The sequence below is a fragment of the Neobacillus sp. PS3-40 genome (assembly GCF_030915485.1).
Taxonomy (GTDB): Bacteria; Bacillota; Bacilli; order Bacillales; family Cytobacillaceae; genus JAUZPL01.
The window spans coordinates 3,268,800-3,286,390 of sequence record NZ_CP133266.1 but is presented as its reverse complement, the minus strand read 5'-3'; the positions used below and the strand labels follow the sequence as shown (position 1 = coordinate 3,286,390).

18 protein-coding genes and 2 pseudogenes are annotated in these 17,591 nt (G+C 35.3%); 7 read left to right on the top strand and 13 right to left on the bottom strand.

Going from position 1 to position 17,591, the window contains the following annotated elements; translation table 11 throughout:
* Nucleotides 1-36: 36 nt before the first annotated feature.
* Nucleotides 37-576, top strand: a complete 540-nt coding sequence (locus RCG20_RS16065; protein ID WP_308181115.1) for a tryptophan transporter — start codon at nucleotides 37-39, stop codon at nucleotides 574-576.
* Between the two features lie 186 nt (nucleotides 577-762).
* Nucleotides 763-831, top strand: a pseudogene (locus RCG20_RS21790) (hypothetical protein); the annotation flags it as partial.
* 39 nt (nucleotides 832-870) lie between these two features.
* Here RCG20_RS21790 and RCG20_RS16060 read toward each other — a convergent pair.
* Both RCG20_RS16060 and RCG20_RS16055 read right to left on the bottom strand, forming a co-directional pair.
* Nucleotides 871-2,205: pseudogene (locus tag RCG20_RS16060) on the bottom strand (IS1182 family transposase).
* Nucleotides 2,206-2,545: 340 nt separating this feature from the next.
* Nucleotides 2,546-2,743: a membrane protein YhzF gene (locus RCG20_RS16055; RefSeq protein WP_308181114.1), complete on the bottom strand. Its 198-nt coding sequence runs from the start codon at nucleotides 2,741-2,743 to the stop codon at nucleotides 2,546-2,548.
* 307 nt (nucleotides 2,744-3,050) lie between these two features.
* On the opposite strand from RCG20_RS16055, the gene RCG20_RS16050 reads away from it, so the two are divergent.
* Nucleotides 3,051-3,626: an HTH-type transcriptional regulator Hpr gene (locus tag RCG20_RS16050; protein ID WP_308181113.1), complete on the top strand. Its 576-nt coding sequence runs from the start codon at nucleotides 3,051-3,053 to the stop codon at nucleotides 3,624-3,626.
* Nucleotides 3,627-3,806: 180 nt separating this feature from the next.
* Here the strand turns inward: RCG20_RS16050 and RCG20_RS16045 are convergent, their stop codons facing one another.
* Entirely contained in the window at nucleotides 3,807-4,142 is a 336-nt protein-coding gene (locus RCG20_RS16045) for a DUF1878 family protein (protein ID WP_308181112.1), read from the bottom strand.
* Nucleotides 4,143-4,621: 479 nt separating this feature from the next.
* Between RCG20_RS16045 and RCG20_RS16040 the strand changes: the two genes are divergently transcribed.
* Entirely contained in the window at nucleotides 4,622-4,807 is a 186-nt protein-coding gene (locus RCG20_RS16040; RefSeq protein WP_308181111.1) for a hypothetical protein, read from the top strand.
* Between the two features lie 46 nt (nucleotides 4,808-4,853).
* On the opposite strand, the gene RCG20_RS16035 is transcribed toward RCG20_RS16040, so the two are convergent.
* Complete coding sequence (locus tag RCG20_RS16035; RefSeq protein ID WP_308181110.1) at nucleotides 4,854-4,943, bottom strand: YjcZ family sporulation protein; 90 nt, start codon at nucleotides 4,941-4,943, stop codon at nucleotides 4,854-4,856.
* 63 nt (nucleotides 4,944-5,006) lie between these two features.
* Nucleotides 5,007-5,069, bottom strand: a complete 63-nt coding sequence (locus RCG20_RS21785; RefSeq protein ID WP_374120548.1) for a YjcZ family sporulation protein — start codon at nucleotides 5,067-5,069, stop codon at nucleotides 5,007-5,009.
* Between the two features lie 363 nt (nucleotides 5,070-5,432).
* Between RCG20_RS21785 and RCG20_RS16030 the strand changes: the two genes are divergently transcribed.
* Nucleotides 5,433-6,305 (top strand): peptidylprolyl isomerase, encoded by an 873-nt coding sequence (locus RCG20_RS16030; RefSeq protein WP_308181109.1) that lies wholly within the window; start codon nucleotides 5,433-5,435, stop codon nucleotides 6,303-6,305.
* Between the two features lie 40 nt (nucleotides 6,306-6,345).
* On the opposite strand, the gene RCG20_RS16025 is transcribed toward RCG20_RS16030, so the two are convergent.
* The 6 genes from RCG20_RS16025 to RCG20_RS16000 form a co-directional block, all read right to left on the bottom strand.
* A complete protein-coding gene (locus RCG20_RS16025) occupies nucleotides 6,346-6,534 on the bottom strand; it encodes a sporulation YhaL family protein (RefSeq protein WP_308181108.1) in 189 nt (62 codons plus the stop codon).
* Between the two features lie 114 nt (nucleotides 6,535-6,648).
* Nucleotides 6,649-7,593 carry a 3'-5' exoribonuclease YhaM gene (gene yhaM, locus RCG20_RS16020; protein WP_308181107.1) on the bottom strand — a complete coding sequence of 315 codons (945 nt, stop codon included), beginning with the start codon at nucleotides 7,591-7,593 and terminating at the stop codon, nucleotides 6,649-6,651.
* Nucleotides 7,594-7,632: 39 nt separating this feature from the next.
* Nucleotides 7,633-10,638, bottom strand: coding sequence for an ATP-binding protein (locus tag RCG20_RS16015; RefSeq protein WP_308181106.1), 3,006 nt, complete (start codon nucleotides 10,636-10,638; stop codon nucleotides 7,633-7,635).
* Between the two features lie 24 nt (nucleotides 10,639-10,662).
* Nucleotides 10,663-11,880: a metallophosphoesterase family protein gene (locus RCG20_RS16010; protein WP_308181105.1), complete on the bottom strand. Its 1,218-nt coding sequence runs from the start codon at nucleotides 11,878-11,880 to the stop codon at nucleotides 10,663-10,665.
* Between the two features lie 132 nt (nucleotides 11,881-12,012).
* Nucleotides 12,013-13,266 (bottom strand): ABC transporter permease, encoded by a 1,254-nt coding sequence (locus tag RCG20_RS16005; RefSeq protein ID WP_308181104.1) that lies wholly within the window; start codon nucleotides 13,264-13,266, stop codon nucleotides 12,013-12,015.
* Nucleotides 13,259-14,158, bottom strand: coding sequence for an ABC transporter ATP-binding protein (locus RCG20_RS16000; RefSeq protein WP_308181103.1), 900 nt, complete (start codon nucleotides 14,156-14,158; stop codon nucleotides 13,259-13,261). Before RCG20_RS16000 ends, RCG20_RS16005 begins: the two co-directional genes overlap by 8 nt.
* Before the next feature lie 127 nt (nucleotides 14,159-14,285).
* Here RCG20_RS16000 and RCG20_RS15995 point away from each other — a divergent pair, with 127 nt between their 5' ends.
* Nucleotides 14,286-14,471 (top strand): YhzD family protein, encoded by a 186-nt coding sequence (locus tag RCG20_RS15995; RefSeq protein ID WP_308181102.1) that lies wholly within the window; start codon nucleotides 14,286-14,288, stop codon nucleotides 14,469-14,471.
* 66 nt (nucleotides 14,472-14,537) lie between these two features.
* On the opposite strand, the gene RCG20_RS15990 is transcribed toward RCG20_RS15995, so the two are convergent.
* Nucleotides 14,538-15,407 carry a Cof-type HAD-IIB family hydrolase gene (locus RCG20_RS15990; protein WP_308181101.1) on the bottom strand — a complete coding sequence of 290 codons (870 nt, stop codon included), beginning with the start codon at nucleotides 15,405-15,407 and terminating at the stop codon, nucleotides 14,538-14,540.
* 270 nt (nucleotides 15,408-15,677) lie between these two features.
* Complete coding sequence (locus tag RCG20_RS15985) at nucleotides 15,678-16,022, bottom strand: YlbF/YmcA family competence regulator (RefSeq protein ID WP_308181100.1); 345 nt, start codon at nucleotides 16,020-16,022, stop codon at nucleotides 15,678-15,680.
* Nucleotides 16,023-16,209: 187 nt separating this feature from the next.
* On the opposite strand from RCG20_RS15985, the gene RCG20_RS15980 reads away from it, so the two are divergent.
* Nucleotides 16,210-17,589 carry a YheC/YheD family endospore coat-associated protein gene (locus RCG20_RS15980; RefSeq protein WP_308181099.1) on the top strand — a complete coding sequence of 460 codons (1,380 nt, stop codon included), beginning with the start codon at nucleotides 16,210-16,212 and terminating at the stop codon, nucleotides 17,587-17,589.
* Nucleotides 17,590-17,591 lie beyond the last annotated feature (2 nt).

Here is a 17,591-nt window from a genome sequence, read left to right as displayed (position 1 = left end):
ACTAAATAGCTGAGTTCAGCAGAGGAGAGATGAGAAATGAATACAAGAAACCTAGTGGCACTATCACTTTTAGTGGGGATTGGTGCAGTCTTGCATGCTGTTATTCCACCGATTTTTCTTGGAATGAAGCCAGACATGATGTTAACGATGATGTTTTTAGGAATCATACTTTTTCCTGAAATCAAAAATGTATTACTTGTTACCATTGTTACTGGAATTATGTCTGGATTAACAACAACATTCCCAGGTGGTTTAGTACCAAATATTATTGATAAACCTGTCACAGGCATACTGTTTTTTGGTTTATTTTTATTACTTAAAAAATATCGGAATTCAATTGTTAGTGTTGGAGTATTGACAGCTTTAGGAACGCTGATTTCAGGAACTGTATTTTTAACAGCTGCCTACTATTTAGTAGGTTTACCTGGTCCGTTTACCGGACTATTTGCAGCAGTTGTATTACCTGCAACCGCAATTAATACAATTACTATGGTCATCATTTATCCAATTGTCACCTCCATCTTTAAAAGATCTAGTTTATCTTCACCATCCATTATTCAAAATCGAAAAGCCTAATAAATAATAAAAGAACCCGATCGGGTTCTCAGATTGTCGAGAAAAGGTATTTTTCTCGGCAATTTTTATTTTCTCAGAATCCGAATACCAAATTTATCAAAGCTCCCTGCAAATGGGCCTGTTGATTTCCGCTCCAGGCACTCGCTTTCCGCGGGGAGGTCCTGAAGCCTCCTCGGCGTTACCGCCTGCGGGGTCTCCAGTGACCTCTATATCCCGCAGGAGTCGAGTGCCCTCCGTTCCAATCAACGGGGGTAAATCAACTTAAAGTATTGCAACACACTTTTTCCAATTTAGCTAAATGTGTTGCAATCTTTTTATATTTTGGCATGCGGCAGTAAGGAGAGCCTGCTCGGATGCATTCTTCAATCACCGTAACCGGCAATAGCGAAGCCCATGCAGCTCTTTTGAGTCTGCGAAGCTTCGCTCAATTTTTTCCTTTCTAAATTTATAAAGTATTTTTCCAGATTTAGATAAGCGATTTAACCTTACCTTTTCTTTGTGCTCCTCCCAAACATGTCGTGTTACAACTTTCACTTTATTTTTTGAGCGTGTACATTGGGATAAAAATGGGCAGTTCGTACACTTCTTCGAATCAGATTTGTATTCCCTATATCCCTCACGGGTTGTAGTTTTGTATGTTAATTCTTTGTTGTTGGGGCATATGTACAGGTCACGATCTTTATCGTATGTAAATTTCCATTTGGGAAATAAACCAGTAGTAGGATGGTATCTTCTATGGGCAATGACTCCAAAAATTTTCCGATCAGAAAGTCCTTTGCAAATGGGATTTGTAAGATACCCTGAATCTAATGCTACAGCTTCCACCTTAGATCCAAATCGCTGGGCCTGACGGTCCAACCTACTAAGATAGGGAACAGAATCATGAACATTGCCAGGTGTAACATAAACGTCAGTAATTATATTTAACTTTATATCCGTAGTTCGGTGGTCAAGATAACAGAACATTTCTTGTTTATTTTCACGGGACATAAAACCACATTCTGGGTCAGTGGTACTTACACGAATTTCCTTAGTTTCTTTTACTTCGTCCTTTTCTTTTAATGGCTTTTTTCCGTGTTTAAGTCTATCTTCTTCCATCGCCTTGTTTAAGTCATCAAAATATTCTCGAGTATCTACATCCGCTTCTTGTCTCGTAAACTTGTTTTTATTTGCATTTGCTTTTAAATGTGTAGAATCCGTAAATAAAACACGTCCGCCAACCATCTTATGATTTATTGCTAGAAGTACAATCTCATCAAAAATCTCCTGAAAAATAGTAGTATCCTTAAAACGGTGTTGACGATTCCAACTAATCGTTGAGTGATGAGGTACAGAGTCCTTGAATTTTAGACCCAAAAACCAGCGATAGGCAACATTTGTTCTAATTTCTCTTTCTAGTTGGCGTTCAGAACGAATGCCATAAATATAACCAATAAACATCATTTTAAAAAGAATAAGGGGATCAGTTGGGCGTCCATTATCATCGCTGTAATATTGGCGGATTTTTTCTAGAAGAAACGAAAAATCAATATATTTATCAATCAAACGAAGTAGATGGTCATCAGGTACTAATTCATCAATAGATACAAATTCATATTCATTTTGACTAGATTCTTTTGGCTTAAACATTGATTTCACCACTTTTTTTATTATTTATTAGTTGAACGTAAGTTCTTTATTGAAAGACACTCTGTTGATTGGAGTGGAAGGCGCTCGACTCCTGCGGAGTACGGGGCAGGGGAGATCCCGCAAGCGCTTCAGCGCTGAGGAAGCTCCCGGCACGCCCGCGGAAAGCGAGCGCCTGGAGCGGAAATCAACAGACCAGTTACAAAGCTATATACTATTATCATTATAACAAATTAACGCGTTTAATTGTTAAAGAAACTGTGCAAAATAATAAGCCGTCGAAGGGTTTTTCGACAGCCTGAGAACCCGATCGGGTTCTTTTTTGTTTATATAATTCAAAGGATTATGAAGATAGAGCAGAAAATAGGAAACCAAGTACCTGGAAAATAGCTCCTTCTACTGCAAAGGCAAATGCCCTTTTTTTCAACACTTTTTTAGGTGGATACACTCCTGATTTTTTAAATTTTAGTAGAAAATGAACTGCCCAAAAAAACAATAGTACACTAATGAGAAAAATACCTACAGTCACTTCTTTCATCATGATGGCCCTCCCTTCACCCTTGCCCCAATAATAACAACTTTTAGTACAATTATATGTGTTTGTACCTCTTCCTATGAAGAAGGTATTTAATTGCCCATTCAATTGAGAATAATAATATTAACAGAACTTTTAAAAAAGGTGGAATTATTGAAGAAAAGACTTTAAGATGGAAATAAAACCTCCTAAAAGTTTCTAAGAGATTAATAGCAATTATAATTTCTAAAAATTTTGTAAATTTATATCTTTATTAATTTTTGTTTTATTGGCATAATGATAATAGAGAAATTAAAAGTAGGTGAAAATGGGGATGTCAGAAAAATATTATTCTAAGAAAGAAGCATTACTTTTTAGCCAACGGATTGCCCAATTGAGCAAAGCATTGTGGAAATCAATTGAAAAAGACTGGCAGCAGTGGATAAAACCTTTTGATTTAAATATTAATGAACATCACATTCTTTGGATTGCTTATCATCTTCATGGTGCATCAATTTCGGATGTAGCAAAATTTGGGGTTATGCATGTATCAACAGCGTTTAACTTTTCGAAAAAGTTAGAAGAAAGAGGGCTGCTCAAATTTTCTAAAAAGGTGGATGATAAACGCAATACCTATGTTGAACTTACTCCTGAAGGCGAACAGATTCTACTGAATTTATTGGAAACCTATGAACCTATGGGTCATGCTGCTTTTTCCGGAGCACTCCCATTAAGAGACCTGTATGGAAAGTTTCCAGATATTATTGAATTGATGACAATCGTTCGTAATATTTATGGTGATGATTTTATGGAGATATTCGAGAAGTCCTTCCGTAATGTAGAAAATGAATTTACAGAAGAAAATGGAACTCTTTCCAAAATTGAAAAGGTTGAAGAAGAACTCGCATAGGTTAGGAATAGGGCGGATCCCTGCACAATTGAATCCGGTAATAAATCTGAGCGAAGAATATGTAATTTGATTAAGCTCGAGGTTCGGGTCTACTTTGTTCGCACCGCCCTATTTTATTAGTTTTATTAAATGGCTAAGATTTTTTTCGTCTATTTGGTCGTGGGCCAAGCCTTATCGGTTTTAAATGTATTTTTCAAACTCTAGCATAAGAGATTCAAAGATATGTTGGGTAATACAAGCTGGTATAACCTCCTCAACCTGCAGGTTAACAGGTAAGGAAACTAAGAATTCACTAAAAAGCGGATAAAAATAAACAAACCCTTCCGCTTTTTGATCCAAGACTTTCATGGATAATTCATCACAAGTTCTTAAGAACCCTTTTACTTCTTCCTCTGTGATACCCTTTTCAATAATAAGTCTATAAAAATCCAATTTAGGATTTGATAACAACTTTAATAATAAACTTTGATGATATTCAAGAAGATTAATTCGTTTCAATAAATCATATTTATCCATTACCAGTAGACCTCGTTTCATACCCTTGAAAAATTCCATATGTTCATTATTTACCTAATTATGTTTTTGGTAAACCTTTTTTTTATTCAAGAACTATTTTCTACAGGATTATTAAAATAGTCTTTAGGAGAACTTTTTCATGTATTCGCCTTTTAAATTCACTGTATTTCTTTATCCATACTACACTACATTTTTGCTATCTTTTTTAACTGTTTTTTGGTATTGTAATTATACAAAAATGTATAGAGAGTTTTAAACACCACCCCTACCCATTTGAGGAAACTTTGCATTTTTCCCATCCCTATGGCGATGGAAGGCCGTAGTACCCTATGCAGTAATATGCTAACTAAAATAAAGAAAACTCGCTGATTGGCGAGCCCCTAAGGGCGATGACAGAGGCGTAGTTGCACTTATGCGCTAGCAGAATTTATGGATATAAATTCTGATTAGCTAAGATAACCCAGGGGAGGGAATTGTTGATGATCTCCATTTTAAGCTTTATTGTCTTTGCAATATTTGTCCTTTTTTATGTAAATAAAATGACTAATTCTCTTTGTATCCAAAAGGAAATTCCTGAAGAACGACAACCAAAGGTTTTTCAGACAATAAATGTACTAATCACTATTTTACTTGTTTCTTCATATATAGAGATTTTATTTACATAAAAAAAAGCGATGAGAGAGCTCATCGCTTTTTTTACTACCTTCTTTATTAGTAAACCCAAGAAGCGCCAATGATGATTAATAGGATAAAGAGGACAACAATTAGGGCGAACCCTCCGCCAGCGAAGCCATGAGTCATTTTACTTTCCTCCTTTCAGCTGAACATGAATGTTTTAAAATCCCTTCATGTTTCAAGTTTATATTAGAGCCAAACCGCTCCAACAATAATTAGCAAAGTGAAGAGTACTACAATTAGAGCAATCATGTGTTAAATCAATACCCTAGAGTAATACCTCCTTAATCAATTGCTACCATATACTATGCAAATTTAATTATGGGTGAATAGGCGTTTTTCCCTTCTATGCCCTACTTTCTACATAAAACCATAATTTGTGTACATATATTTCAGTAATGCCTTTTGAATACCTCCTTCTTTATTGTATTATCGTATGTATGTAGCTTTAATATGGGATAGGCATATGCCTAGTTATAAAGATAAATTTTCCTATAAGCTAAAAAATTCCCAATTTGGACATGGGATATTATTTTTGAATAATTGTAGTTTATGTTATAGTAAAAATTGTGGTTTAATACTTACACAAGAAATTCTATTTAGGAGAGGTTCATCATGAAAAAATGGATACTGGCCCTTACATTAGCATGCGGGGTTATTGCTTTAAGTGCATGTAGTCAAAGCGGTTCTTCTGATACCGTTGTTCAAAGTAAAGCTGGCAATGTAACAAAGGACGAGCTCTACAATGCGATGAAAGAAAAGGTTGGTCAACAAGCCCTTCAACAGCTTGTATATGAAAAAGTCCTTTCCAAAAAGTACAAGGTTACTGATAAGGAGCTAACAGCAAAAGTTGACGAATTAAAGTCTCAATTAGGATCAAATTTCAGCGCAGCACTTGCACAATACGGATATAAGAGTGAAGCTGATTTGAAAAAGACCATGAAACTTGGTATGCTTCAAGAAAAAGCTGCAATTAAAGGTGTTACAGCAACCGATAAAGAGTTAAAAGACTATTACGCTAACTTTAAGCCAGATATTAAGGCTCGCCATATTCTAGTTAACGATGAAAAGACTGCTAAAGAAGTTAAACAACAACTTGATGCAGGTGCAAAGTTTGAAGATGTAGCTAAAAAGTATTCAAAAGATACTGGTACTGCTCAAAATGGTGGGGACCTAGGTTGGTTCGGAACTGGAAAAATGGACCCTGCATTTGAAAAGGCTGCCTATGCTCTTAAAGTGAATGAAATCAGTCAACCAGTTAAATCACAATTTGGCTATCATATCATTCAAAAAACAGGTGAAAAAGAGAAACAATCTTTTGACCAAATGAAAACAGAAATTGAATATCAAGTAAAGTCTGCTAAATTAACAAATGATGTTATTAATGCAACCATGGAAAAAGAATTAAAATCAGCTGATGTGAAAATAGACGATAAAGATTTAAAAGATGCGTTAAAACCACAAGCTGCAGCAGCTCCACATCAATAAAAGTAAGGGAGGGACCATTTGAGTCCCTCCCTTACTTATTTTAAATTCCAACATCCTGTTGTTCGTTTCGTCTTTCCTTTTCTTGTTCAAGCCGTTTCATGTAAATTTCCCCTTCTCTTTCGATACTATCATTCTCGAGATGGCGTTCTTCTCTTCCTGTTTTGATTGCCATTAAGGCACTAAATAGAATTCCAGCAACAACTGCAAAGACCCAAATTGGAATAGTCATATTTAACATCTCCTTCATTTAATGGGTTGTCCACTTTTTCTATCATCATATTCTAGCAAAAATAAAATAATGCTATATTCCATAAAAAAAATAAGATAACCCTTAAGGGCTATCCTATTTATGAAATATAGGTTTATAAAATGAGCGGTTGTCCAAAGCAAAAACACGTTCTGAAAATTCCCCTGGCTTCACTCTCTCTAATGCACGATCAAGCATATTCATTTTTGCGTCAATATTATCGATATAATGGAGAATTTCCGCTTCTTTTATTAAAGGCGGTTTTGGGCTTCCCCACTCGGCTTTCCCGTGATGAGAGAGAACCAGATGCTGGAGAATCATTACTTCTTCTCCAGAAATGCTAAGCTCATCGGCGGCCTTACCAATCTCATTCACCATTATCGATATATGGCCTAGTAAATTCCCTTCAACTGTATAAACAGTTGAAATCGGACCAGAAAGCTCCATTACTTTCCCTAAATCATGCAAAATAACGCCAGCATAGAGTAAATCACGGTCAAGACTTGGATATAACGATGCAATCGCTTTAGCTAAATCTAGCATGCTTACAACATGGTAGGCAAGCCCTGATACAAATTCATGATGGTTTTTAGTAGCTGCAGGATACTCTAAAAATTCCTTCTGATATTTCTTGATTAAATGCCTTGTAATTCTTTGGATATTTGAATTTTTCATTTCAAATATATATTGTGTTAGCATTCCTGTCATTTCTTCAATGCTTATTGGTGCTGTCGCTAGAAAGTCTTCTAATTTCACACTATCGCTTGGTAAAGTAGAGCGAATCTGTCGAATTTTTAATTGGCTCTTTCCCCGGTAGTTTTGAAGTTCACCATTTACTTTCACAATAGCTTGTGAGGCATAATTTTTTACGTCTACATCACTAGCATCCCAAAGCTTCGCTTCAATTTCTCCGCTTTGATCCTGCAGGATAAGCGTTAAAAAAGGTTTTCCATTGCTAGCAATTCCTTTTGTAGAATTTTTAATTAAGAGAAACAATTCGAATTGTTCCCCGACGTCAAAATGAAGAATTCCTTTATTCATCCCTTTAAACGCTCCTTTCCTTTTTCCAAGTATATCATTCTATGAAATAGTCTGAATAGCACCATTGTGTAAGTAAAGAATGTTATCTTGTTGAAAATATTCCAGTAAATGCGTATGGCATGTAAAAAATAAGATTTGATTTTGTTTTAGCTGCTTTAGAAGTTCCATGATTTTTCGTGTTCGCTTTGCATCAAAATTAACAAAGCTATCATCAATTATGATTGGAAAATGATATTTTTCAAAAAGCGTGATCGCAAGAGCAAGTCTAATCGAGACATACACCTGCTCTGTTGTTGCTTGACTAAGTTCATTTGCTTCAAATATGGTATGGTCCTTTCTTTCAATTAAGAAACCTGTTCCTGACTTTCGGAGAAGGATTTTTTGATAGTTTCCATCAGTAAGAAAGAATAAAAACTCCTCTGCTTTAGAAAGCATTTTTGGCAAATGAATATTTTTATACTTTTCGATGGTTTGTGCTAGTATATCCTGTGCCAATCGGTAAACAGACCATTCCTTTGCATCCTCTTCTAATTCATATTTCTTTTGCTTAAATTGATGTAGTAATTCAGAATATAGCCCACCCTCCTCTAATATTTGGAGTTCATGTTTAAGAGAAGCGTACTGTTCCTGCAACCTTGATTGCCGTGATTGAAGGGAATTGATAGTATTATTAACCTCACTTATTCTTTCATCACAGTCAGTGATCAGCAAATAGCTGTCTCTTTCCACTTTATTGATTGAGGAGTATTTAAGCTGTTTTTGTAAATCCTTTAGCCTTTCAAGTTGCTTTGCTTGCTTTTCAGCATATTCACCAAGTTCATAAAACTCATTTTCATTTTCTGCATTTGCAGTATATAAAAGTTGTTTTACTTCATTTTCAATATGTTGATGCTCTTTTTTTAGCTGTTCCAAATCCGTCGTCATTTCTAGAAGCTTGGCATGTTTTTCCTTACTTTGAATAGATCTTTCATGCTCGTCCTTTAGTATTGTTCTTACTAAAGGAGCAGAAGTTCTCATGTCTAAATCCTTCTCGGGCAAGAAGCGATTTGTCAAAAAGCGATATCTATCCACGATCTTATCTTGCTCTATTTTGAGATTATTCAGATTTCCAAGTAGTAGCTGCCTTTCCCTTGCAATCGATTTGTATTGATCAATAAACTGAAAAGCCTCAAGCAAATAAGATGCAGCGATATATTCTGGTATTTTTAATTTATTGCTAATTTCTAAAAGTTCACCTTTATGAATCGCCGCATCATATTCCCATTGTTCAAATTTCACGATTACTTTTTCATACTGCTGCTGTTGTTGTTCTAACTTAATGGTTTGAATTTGCAGCTCTTCTCTATATCTATCATCTAAAGCTAATTTTGCTTGAAGAGCGGAATCCACTAAGTGTTCAGGAGATACAAGCTCCTTCAATAGCCGTTGCTCAGCTTCCCGAAGTTCTACAAGTGGTAGACTCATTTTTTTCTTTATAGGTTGGGTCAAGCTTTTAAAAAAGACGATTCCTAAAATTGCTACAAACAATCCACCCATTATCATAAGAATTAATTGCTTCGTCGCCAAACCATATATGAAAAGTCCAATAAAAAATACTCCAAAAATAAAAAACTGTGATTGCTTCTGTTTTTTAATGGTAGCTGCCTGAAGGAGCTCCTGCTCTTCAGCTTTTTTATAAAATTCGATTTTTTCTTGGACTGCTTTTAACTCCATTTCTTCATTCTTTCGGTTATTACTCCCTGCTACTCGTGTCTCTAATTCTGCTCTTTCAGGGTCAGGAATAACTTGGGTTTGGGCATAGCGGACATTCTCCTCGAGAGTCTCAAGTGTGCTTTTCTCTTCATTAAAGCGTTCTTCAAGCTGTTGTTTTGCTTCCTTTAGTACTTTTCCTTTCCTAGTAAGGCTGTCAACTTGATCCTTCATGTAAATATTCGTGTTAATCAATAAGATTTCATCATCATTTAAAGTTAAGTGAAGCTTTTCTTTTATACTGTGCAGCTTTTCTTGATACTCTAAAAGCTTCATTTCCCCTTGTTTTTGTTGAAAATCCAGCTGATCATAAAGAGGAAGTTTATCTAGAACCATCAATATATCTGACTCATTTTCAAGAATTTCTTGATTTGGTTCAATTGTTTCAAGCTCTTTTTTTAATTTCTCCATTCTTTCTGTAAGACTTAAAATTTGTGCAATATAAGGTTGTATTAGTTGATTGAGCTTTTCAAATCTCTCGATCCCTCTTGCAGGGAAAGAAATCTCTTTATGATCGTGAATTTCAGTTTCAATCCATTTTTCTTCCACCACTAAGGATTGTATTTTCTTCCATTCATTTAACTTGTTGACACTTTCTTGTAAAAGAGTAAGTGATTCTTGAATGTGCATCAGCTCTTTTTGCACAGCTTCCTTCTGTTCAACAAGTCGATCATATTCTTGGTTTTTACCCATCGCCTTCTTTAGCTCATCATTAAACTGATGAAGGTTAAATAGCTTTTCATTTAAAAAAGGCTTCTTTCCACCTGGCTTAAAACGGTTGTCTAATTCTTTTTGAAGCTCCATTTCTGCATTCGATAAGTGATCAGAACCTAATGTTCCCGCTGAAAACAGAAATTTACCAATATCCTCACTTTTCATCTGGTGAATGTTTTGCAGCCCATGCAAATTAAAAGAAAACACGGATTGAAATAACCCTTTATCAATATTTGATAATAATTGTTTAAGAAGTTCTTCTCCCCCTAAAACACCATTATCCAAAGCAACTGAAACATCCCCAGCCGCGGCCTTTCCTTTTACTCTTTCAATGATGACATAGCCTTGATCTTCGAGGAAAATTCTAATTTTTCCTCCATATTTAGTATTGTGTTTTGGTTCATACCTTAATTCTGTCTGTTGTTTAGTTGGAAACCCGAAAAAGATTCCATGAATAAAAGCCATGATCGTTGACTTTCCTGCTTCATTCTCTCCATAGAAAAGTTGAACATCTTGTAAGCTCTCAATTTTCATGTTTTCCAATTGCCCAAATCCATAAATATACATGTCGACAATTTTCAAAAACCATTCCTCCTTCCTAAATTATTAGGATTGGTAAAGTTGCTTAATCAAAAACTCGTGCGCCTTTTGGAGCAACTGCTCTTGATCTGAATCGGATAAGGGCGATAAATACTTTTTCCCTAACCGATGGTTATATAACGATTCCAAAGAATGTTCGAAATTTTGATAATGATTCACTGTTTCATATAATTCATTGTAAAATTCTGTTTTGCCTGTTAGCCATTCTTGATCACTACTTTTGGTTTGTTCCATAATTACATCGACAATCCATACAAAAGACTCTTCTTTCCTTTCATCTTCCTGTAGAAGTTCTACTAGTTCCCCATCTACGATTCTTGCTTCCTTTGAATCTTCCAGTTGGATATTTTTTAACGATAGAGTTAATAACGTTCCAATGTTTTTTTTACGGTATGTTTTTATAGTTGTTTGACATGCTTGTAAAATTTCGTAAAAGCTTCTTGCCATTGCCACATCTAGCACTGCCTCTTCCCAAACAACATCAGCGGTTTCTATAAACTCAAAACTAGAATTATTGGATAAAGTCACGTGTAAACAGCCTTTTACACCTATTTCCTTCTTGTTTCGCCCCTGAATATTTCCAGGATAAATTACTGGAGGATCTTCGGACAACACCGCCCTTTTATGTATATGTCCTAGCGCCCAATAGTCAAATTGCTTTTCTAATAAATCATTAACGGTAAACGGGGCATAGTTTCCATGTTCACTTCTGCCCCCTTCATTTCCATGAAGAATACCTATATGAAAGTCTGCTCCTTCAAGCTTCACATAGTCATCTATCTTTCTCTCCAATACATGCCTTTTGGGATAGCTAAAACCATAAAGATGCACAATCACTCCACTTTTCGTCTTTACAGTTTTTATCTCTACTTCACTTGTAAAAATATGAACGTTTGAAGGAAGTTCAAGCTGAATCCATGATCCACTTAAATGATCATGGTTTCCGTGGATCACATAAACAGGTATTCCTTTTTCCTCTAATCTACACATTTCTGTTCGCAGTCGCGATTGTGCCCTTAAGCTGCGATCTTCCCCATCAAATAAATCTCCGGCTAAAATAACAAAATCGACATCTTGCTCAATTGCAGCATTAGTTAGTTTTTTCAATGCACGGAATGTGCTCTCCCTAAGTCTTGTAAAGATAGTGTCAGGCAAGTGCCTTAACCCTAACATTGGGCTGTCCAAATGTAGATCAGCGGCGTGAATAAACGTAATTTGTTTCATCACAATTCCTCTCCAGCTCTTTTTCTTTATTTTATCACCTCTAAAAGGCGAATGCACGTTCCTGTCAAAGGAAGAGGTGCAAATTTTGAAATAAAAGAGCCTTCCCCAGTGGAAAAGACTCTTTTCATGAACCTATCTATTTTTTGTTAACTGGAGCGCTTTTTTAATATCTTTATATGAGTTTGACTTCCCGTACATTAAAACACCGCCCTTATAAACACGAGCACCAAACACGGCTAAAATAATTATGGTGGTTATGAGAATTCCAATCCCAAGAAGTGTCTCCCAAAAAGGAATGTCTAGCATCCCGACACGTAGGAACATGATCATTGGTGTAAAGAAAGGAATATAGGACGTAATGGTTATAAATGATGAATCCGGTTTATTAAGACCAAACATGGCAATCATAAAGCCTGCTACAATAAGCATTGTCATTGGTGTGATCATTTGCTGAACATCTTCGATCCGGCTGACCAATGAGCCCAAGAATGCTGCTAGAGTCGCGTATAAGAAATAGCCAAGGATAAAGAAAATAATCGCAAACAAAATGGTTTCAACTGGAATATTTCCAAAACCAAAAGTATCAAAGAAGCCGCCTTTTAATGAATTCATATTATGTTTAAACGAACCATAACCAACAGATAGAATAATGGCAAGCTGTGTTAAGCTCAAACAACCAATACCTAAAATTTTTGCAAACATCTGTGTAATTGGGGATACACTTGAAATCAAGATTTCCATTACTCTTGACGATTTTTCTGTGGCAACTTCCATTGCGATCATATTGGCATACATGACCACAGCAAAATAAATAACAAATAAAAGAACATACACAAGACCTCTTGCTTGATTTAATTGTTCCTCAGTTTTTGCATTCTTTTCAAGTGCTACCTTCTTAAAGGAAACAGGTTCGTAAAGCTTTTGTAATTGGACAGGAGTAAGATTAATTTGAGATGCGGCAAGCATCGTTTTCAATTGTTGCAAACTCGTTTGGACATCCGAATAGATCCCTGAATCAGCAATGCTCATTGCTTTATACGTTGCTTCAGGGAGCTTTTCCTGATTAAACTGCAAATGAATTAATCCTTTATACTTTCCTGATTCCACTGCCTTTTCTGCTGATGTTTCGTTTCCATCATAGAGAGAGAGTTTAATTTCTTTATTAATGGTTTCAACTTGTTTTTTTAACGGCTCGTAAAGCTGACCCGTGTCATCAATGACAGCAACCTTCTCTTTACCGCCATTCTTATCAAATGTCTCAATGATCTTATTGATATTTGTAAGACCTAAAACAAGGACAAGCGTTATGATTGTGGTGATAATAAAAGACTTTGTTTTTATCTTTGTCAAATATGTATGCCCTAAAATAATCAAAAATCTATTCAAATGAGTCACCTACTTTCTCAATAAAGATATCATTTAAAGAAGGTTCTTCAATGGCGAATTTTCTAATAAACCCCAAGTGAACAATATCTTTTAAAATTTGTTCGGCAACCTTTTCTCCTTCAATCTGCAAATGGATACCCTCTGTTGTTGTTTTTACTTTTAAAACACCTGGAAAGTCTTTTAAGAATTCTAATGGAAAATCAGCATGAATGATCAGATTTTTCTTACCAAATGCACGTTTTATTTCCTTTAAGGATCCATGAACAACTGTAGATCCTTTGTGTAATATGCAAAGGTACTCACACATTTCCTCCACATGCTCCATCCGGTGGCTTGAAAATACAATCGTGGTGCCATTTTCTTTTAAGGATAGTACTGCTTCTTTTAGCAGTTCCACATTGATCGGATCAAGGCCACTAAAGGGCTCATCCAGTATTAACAACTTCGGTTTATGGATCACTGCCGCAATAAATTGGATTTTCTGTTGATTCCCTTTTGAAAGTTCTTCAACTTTTTTATTTTCATATTCCGGTATTTTAAAGCGGCCCAGCCACATTTTTAATTCAGCTAGTGCTTCATCTTTCTTCATACCTCTTAATCTTCCCAAATAAACAATTTGATCACTAACCTTTAGTTTGGGATATAATCCTCTCTCCTCTGGTAAGTAACCCACTAAATGACTTGTTGTATAGTCAATTGGCCTTTCATCCCAAGTTATCTTTCCTTCACTCGGATCAAGAAGGCCAAGAATCATCCGAAAGGTTGTTGTCTTTCCAGCTCCATTCGCTCCAATAAATCCAAACATTTCCTTTTCAGGAATAACGAGGGACAGATCTTGTACTGCTGTAAACTGTCCAAATCGCTTTGATACGTGTTCGAGTTTAAGAACCATTTTTATGCTCCTCTCATTTAAATTACTATTAAACATCTTATCTTTAAGAATTTATTCTTTTGCATGATTTTCACAATTATGTAAAAATAATAGTATCATATCTTTTTAAATTAAAGGAGGATAATCAATGAATACCTACAAATTAACAGCTTTTATGCCTAATGGCGAAAAAATTTTAGATGAAGCATTCCAGGCTACTAATGATGAAGCAGCAAAAGAAATAGGCTTAAAACTATTATCCGAAAAATCTCTAACAGAACAAACCCACCGTTGTACGTCACCTAAAGGAAAGCTCCTTTTATTTCATTCTTAAGAAAGGCTAAGCCTATCAAAAAAAACAGAAAAGATATCACAGGCTCCCTATGATATCTTTAATGGTTTATTTCTTAATAATATTCATCTTTCTTAGAAACTCAATTGGCTGCTGTTTTCGAAAATGTTCCTTTACCATATATGCGACACCATGTTCATTTTCGGATCTAGTGATCCAATCAGCAGCTTTTTTCACTTCAATACTTGCATTGCCCATGGCAACTCCAAGACTAACCGCTTCTAACATCGGAATATCATCCAAGCTATCACCAATTACCACCATTTCATTTTTTGAAACTCCAAGTTGATTACCTAAATAGGCTAATCCACTTAATTTAGATATGCCAGATGAAACAATATCCATCCTTAGAGCATCAAGTTGAATTAAATCAATTTCATTATACATTTTACTTAATGCCTTTTTGGCATCTTGCAGATCAGATTCTTCTTCAAAATAAACCTCGACTTTTGAAGGAGTCAGCGGCTGGTCATGCAATGCTTCACTTAATGAAGGAACAAATTGCTGCGAGTAAAAAACCGGGTCACCAGATGTAAAAACCGTTTTAACTAGCAAATCATTGTTTATCTTCAACTTATTTGCTAGCGAAAATTGCTCGTTCACCAATCGTATTTGGCATGGAAACTCTTCTAAAAAGCGGACAGTATCATACGTTACTTCTTCATTTATTCTTTTCACATAAATAGGTTTTTCTTGGGCACCGGAGATATATGCACCTTGTTGTGTCACGAGTGGTATTTTAATTTTTAACGCTCTTGCAACCTTTCGAGCTGATGGAAAACTACGTGAAGTAACAAGTGTAACAAAGATCCCTTTTTGTTGAACATATTCTACAGCATCCCTAGTCGATTTATGGAGTTTACCATTTGACTGGAGAAGCGTTCCATCAATATTTAACGCAAGTAAGCGATAAATCATTTTGTTGCCCCCTGTTCTTGGTGAAGTTATCCTTATAACACTTTTATGATTTTTTTTCAGGTTATAGAACATGGCTTTTTTGTAGGGGGAATACATTTTTTTAGAATTTTATATTGTTAAAAGCTAAAGAAAACTTGGCTAGCGCCAAGCCTTAAGGCGCCGGCGATAGCCTAGTTGCACTTATGCGCTTGCAGAATTTATGAATATAATTTCTGATTAGCTTAAAAGGCCTCCGGTTTATTTAACCGAAGGCCTTAAAGTTTTAAACTTCTATTTTCCGTATAGTTCTTCTAAAGGTTTCATGATAACTTGGTTCAATTCACCAATAACCATACCCATTCGTTGTTCTGCTTGCATAAGCTTTGAAATCTTTTCATTTTTTTGGACAAGAGCAACCATTTGCTGTGCCTGTTCCACTTCTGCTTGCGAGATTTCTTGACCCATCATTTGTTTTTGCTGAATGTCCATTTGAACTTGGCGAAAATGGTCAAACATCTTTTTTGCTGAATCATCAGCATTTACATCAGCATACGATTGTTTTAATTGTGTATACTCTTCGCTTTGACGAATTGCAGTCTCAAGTCCGTAGGCTGCATCATATAAATTTACTGCCATTGATTTCACTCCTTTTACAAATACACTTCAATAAAACTATAACAAACTATGCAAATAATTGCGAGGTGGTTCATTTTTCTTTAATAATAACTAGTTATTATCACAACCGCGGCCGCCTATTCATACGATACTGTATCAGCTTCTGCCTATTTTTTGCTTACTATTTTCAAAAAAATGAGGAGTGATTATGTCTGTTGCCGTAACCCCTATTTTGTTAATTCCAAAGAAAGTAGCAACCAAAAAAGATATAAAAATTCAACTATCTAGTCGATTATTGGATCGTTTATGTATTGAAAAAAACAGCGATTTACGTTTTTCGATCGGAAATCAAATCATTACTGTAAAAATAGACATTGCAGATGTATCCCAAAATGAGATCCATCTCCCTGAACAAATCTTCAGCAATTTTTCATTGCCAATGCAAACGTATAAATTCCTAGCAAAATACACTATAGAAAACAATTGTCTTCATCTTGGCCCAGTGGTGGGGCTATTAACTGATTTTAATACAGACAAAGAAGAACCAAATTTTCGAACGATCCACTTATTTTGCGAGGAACTCCATCAAGGATTTTCTGAATTAGGCGGTTTTTTTTATGTATTTTCCTATAAGGATTTTTCGGATACTGGAGCCAATGGATACCATTTTGAAAACGGAAAATGGGTATATTCGGAACTTCCACTGCCTGAGGTAATTTATAATCGAATTCATTCCCGTAGACTTGAACAGGTCGCTAGTTTTAAATCATTCCGAAAAATTCTCGAACAATTGAATATTCCCTTTTTTAATGATCGGTTCCTGTCAAAGTGGGAAGTTTATGAAAAATTAATGTTAGAAGAAAAAATTCATCCCTATATCCCGGAAACACGTATCTTTTCAAAAGAGAATTTAAAAGAATTAATTGAAACGTATCATACTATTTTTATTAAACCAATTCATGGAAGTCAAGGAAGAAACATTATTAAATTAGGAAAAGAAGAAAACCATTTTGTTTTTCAGTCCACTTTAAATATCGATTCAGACTTTATCATAAAAAAAGAATCGATTGATGAAATTTTTCATCAATTAAAACCGCATCTTCATAATAGAATTTATATTATACAACAAGGAATTCCCCTTGCCACCCATCAATCTAGGTCAATGGATTTTAGGGTATTATGTCATAAAAATAAAAAGGATTTGTGGGAAGTAACTTCACTCGTTGCAAGGATCTCAGCTGAATCGCAATTTGTTTCCAATATTGCCAGGGGCGGAGAAATAACGAAACCATTAATTGCGTTAAGCCCATTATTTGAAAAAGAAATAGCAAAAAAGATTGTTTTTATGATGAAAGAACTGTCAATTGAGGCTGCTACTATTATTTGTAGCCAATTTACTGGAATTACAGGTGAACTTGGAATTGATATCGGAGTCGATCAAGATGGAAGAGTTTGGCTGATTGAAATTAACTCAAAGCCTTCCAAAAATTTCGAGGAAAATACAGTAAAAATAAGGCCATCTGCCAAAGCTATCATCCAATTTTGTACAAAACTAGCTTTAGATACACCGAGAGTAAAGGAGGATTAATC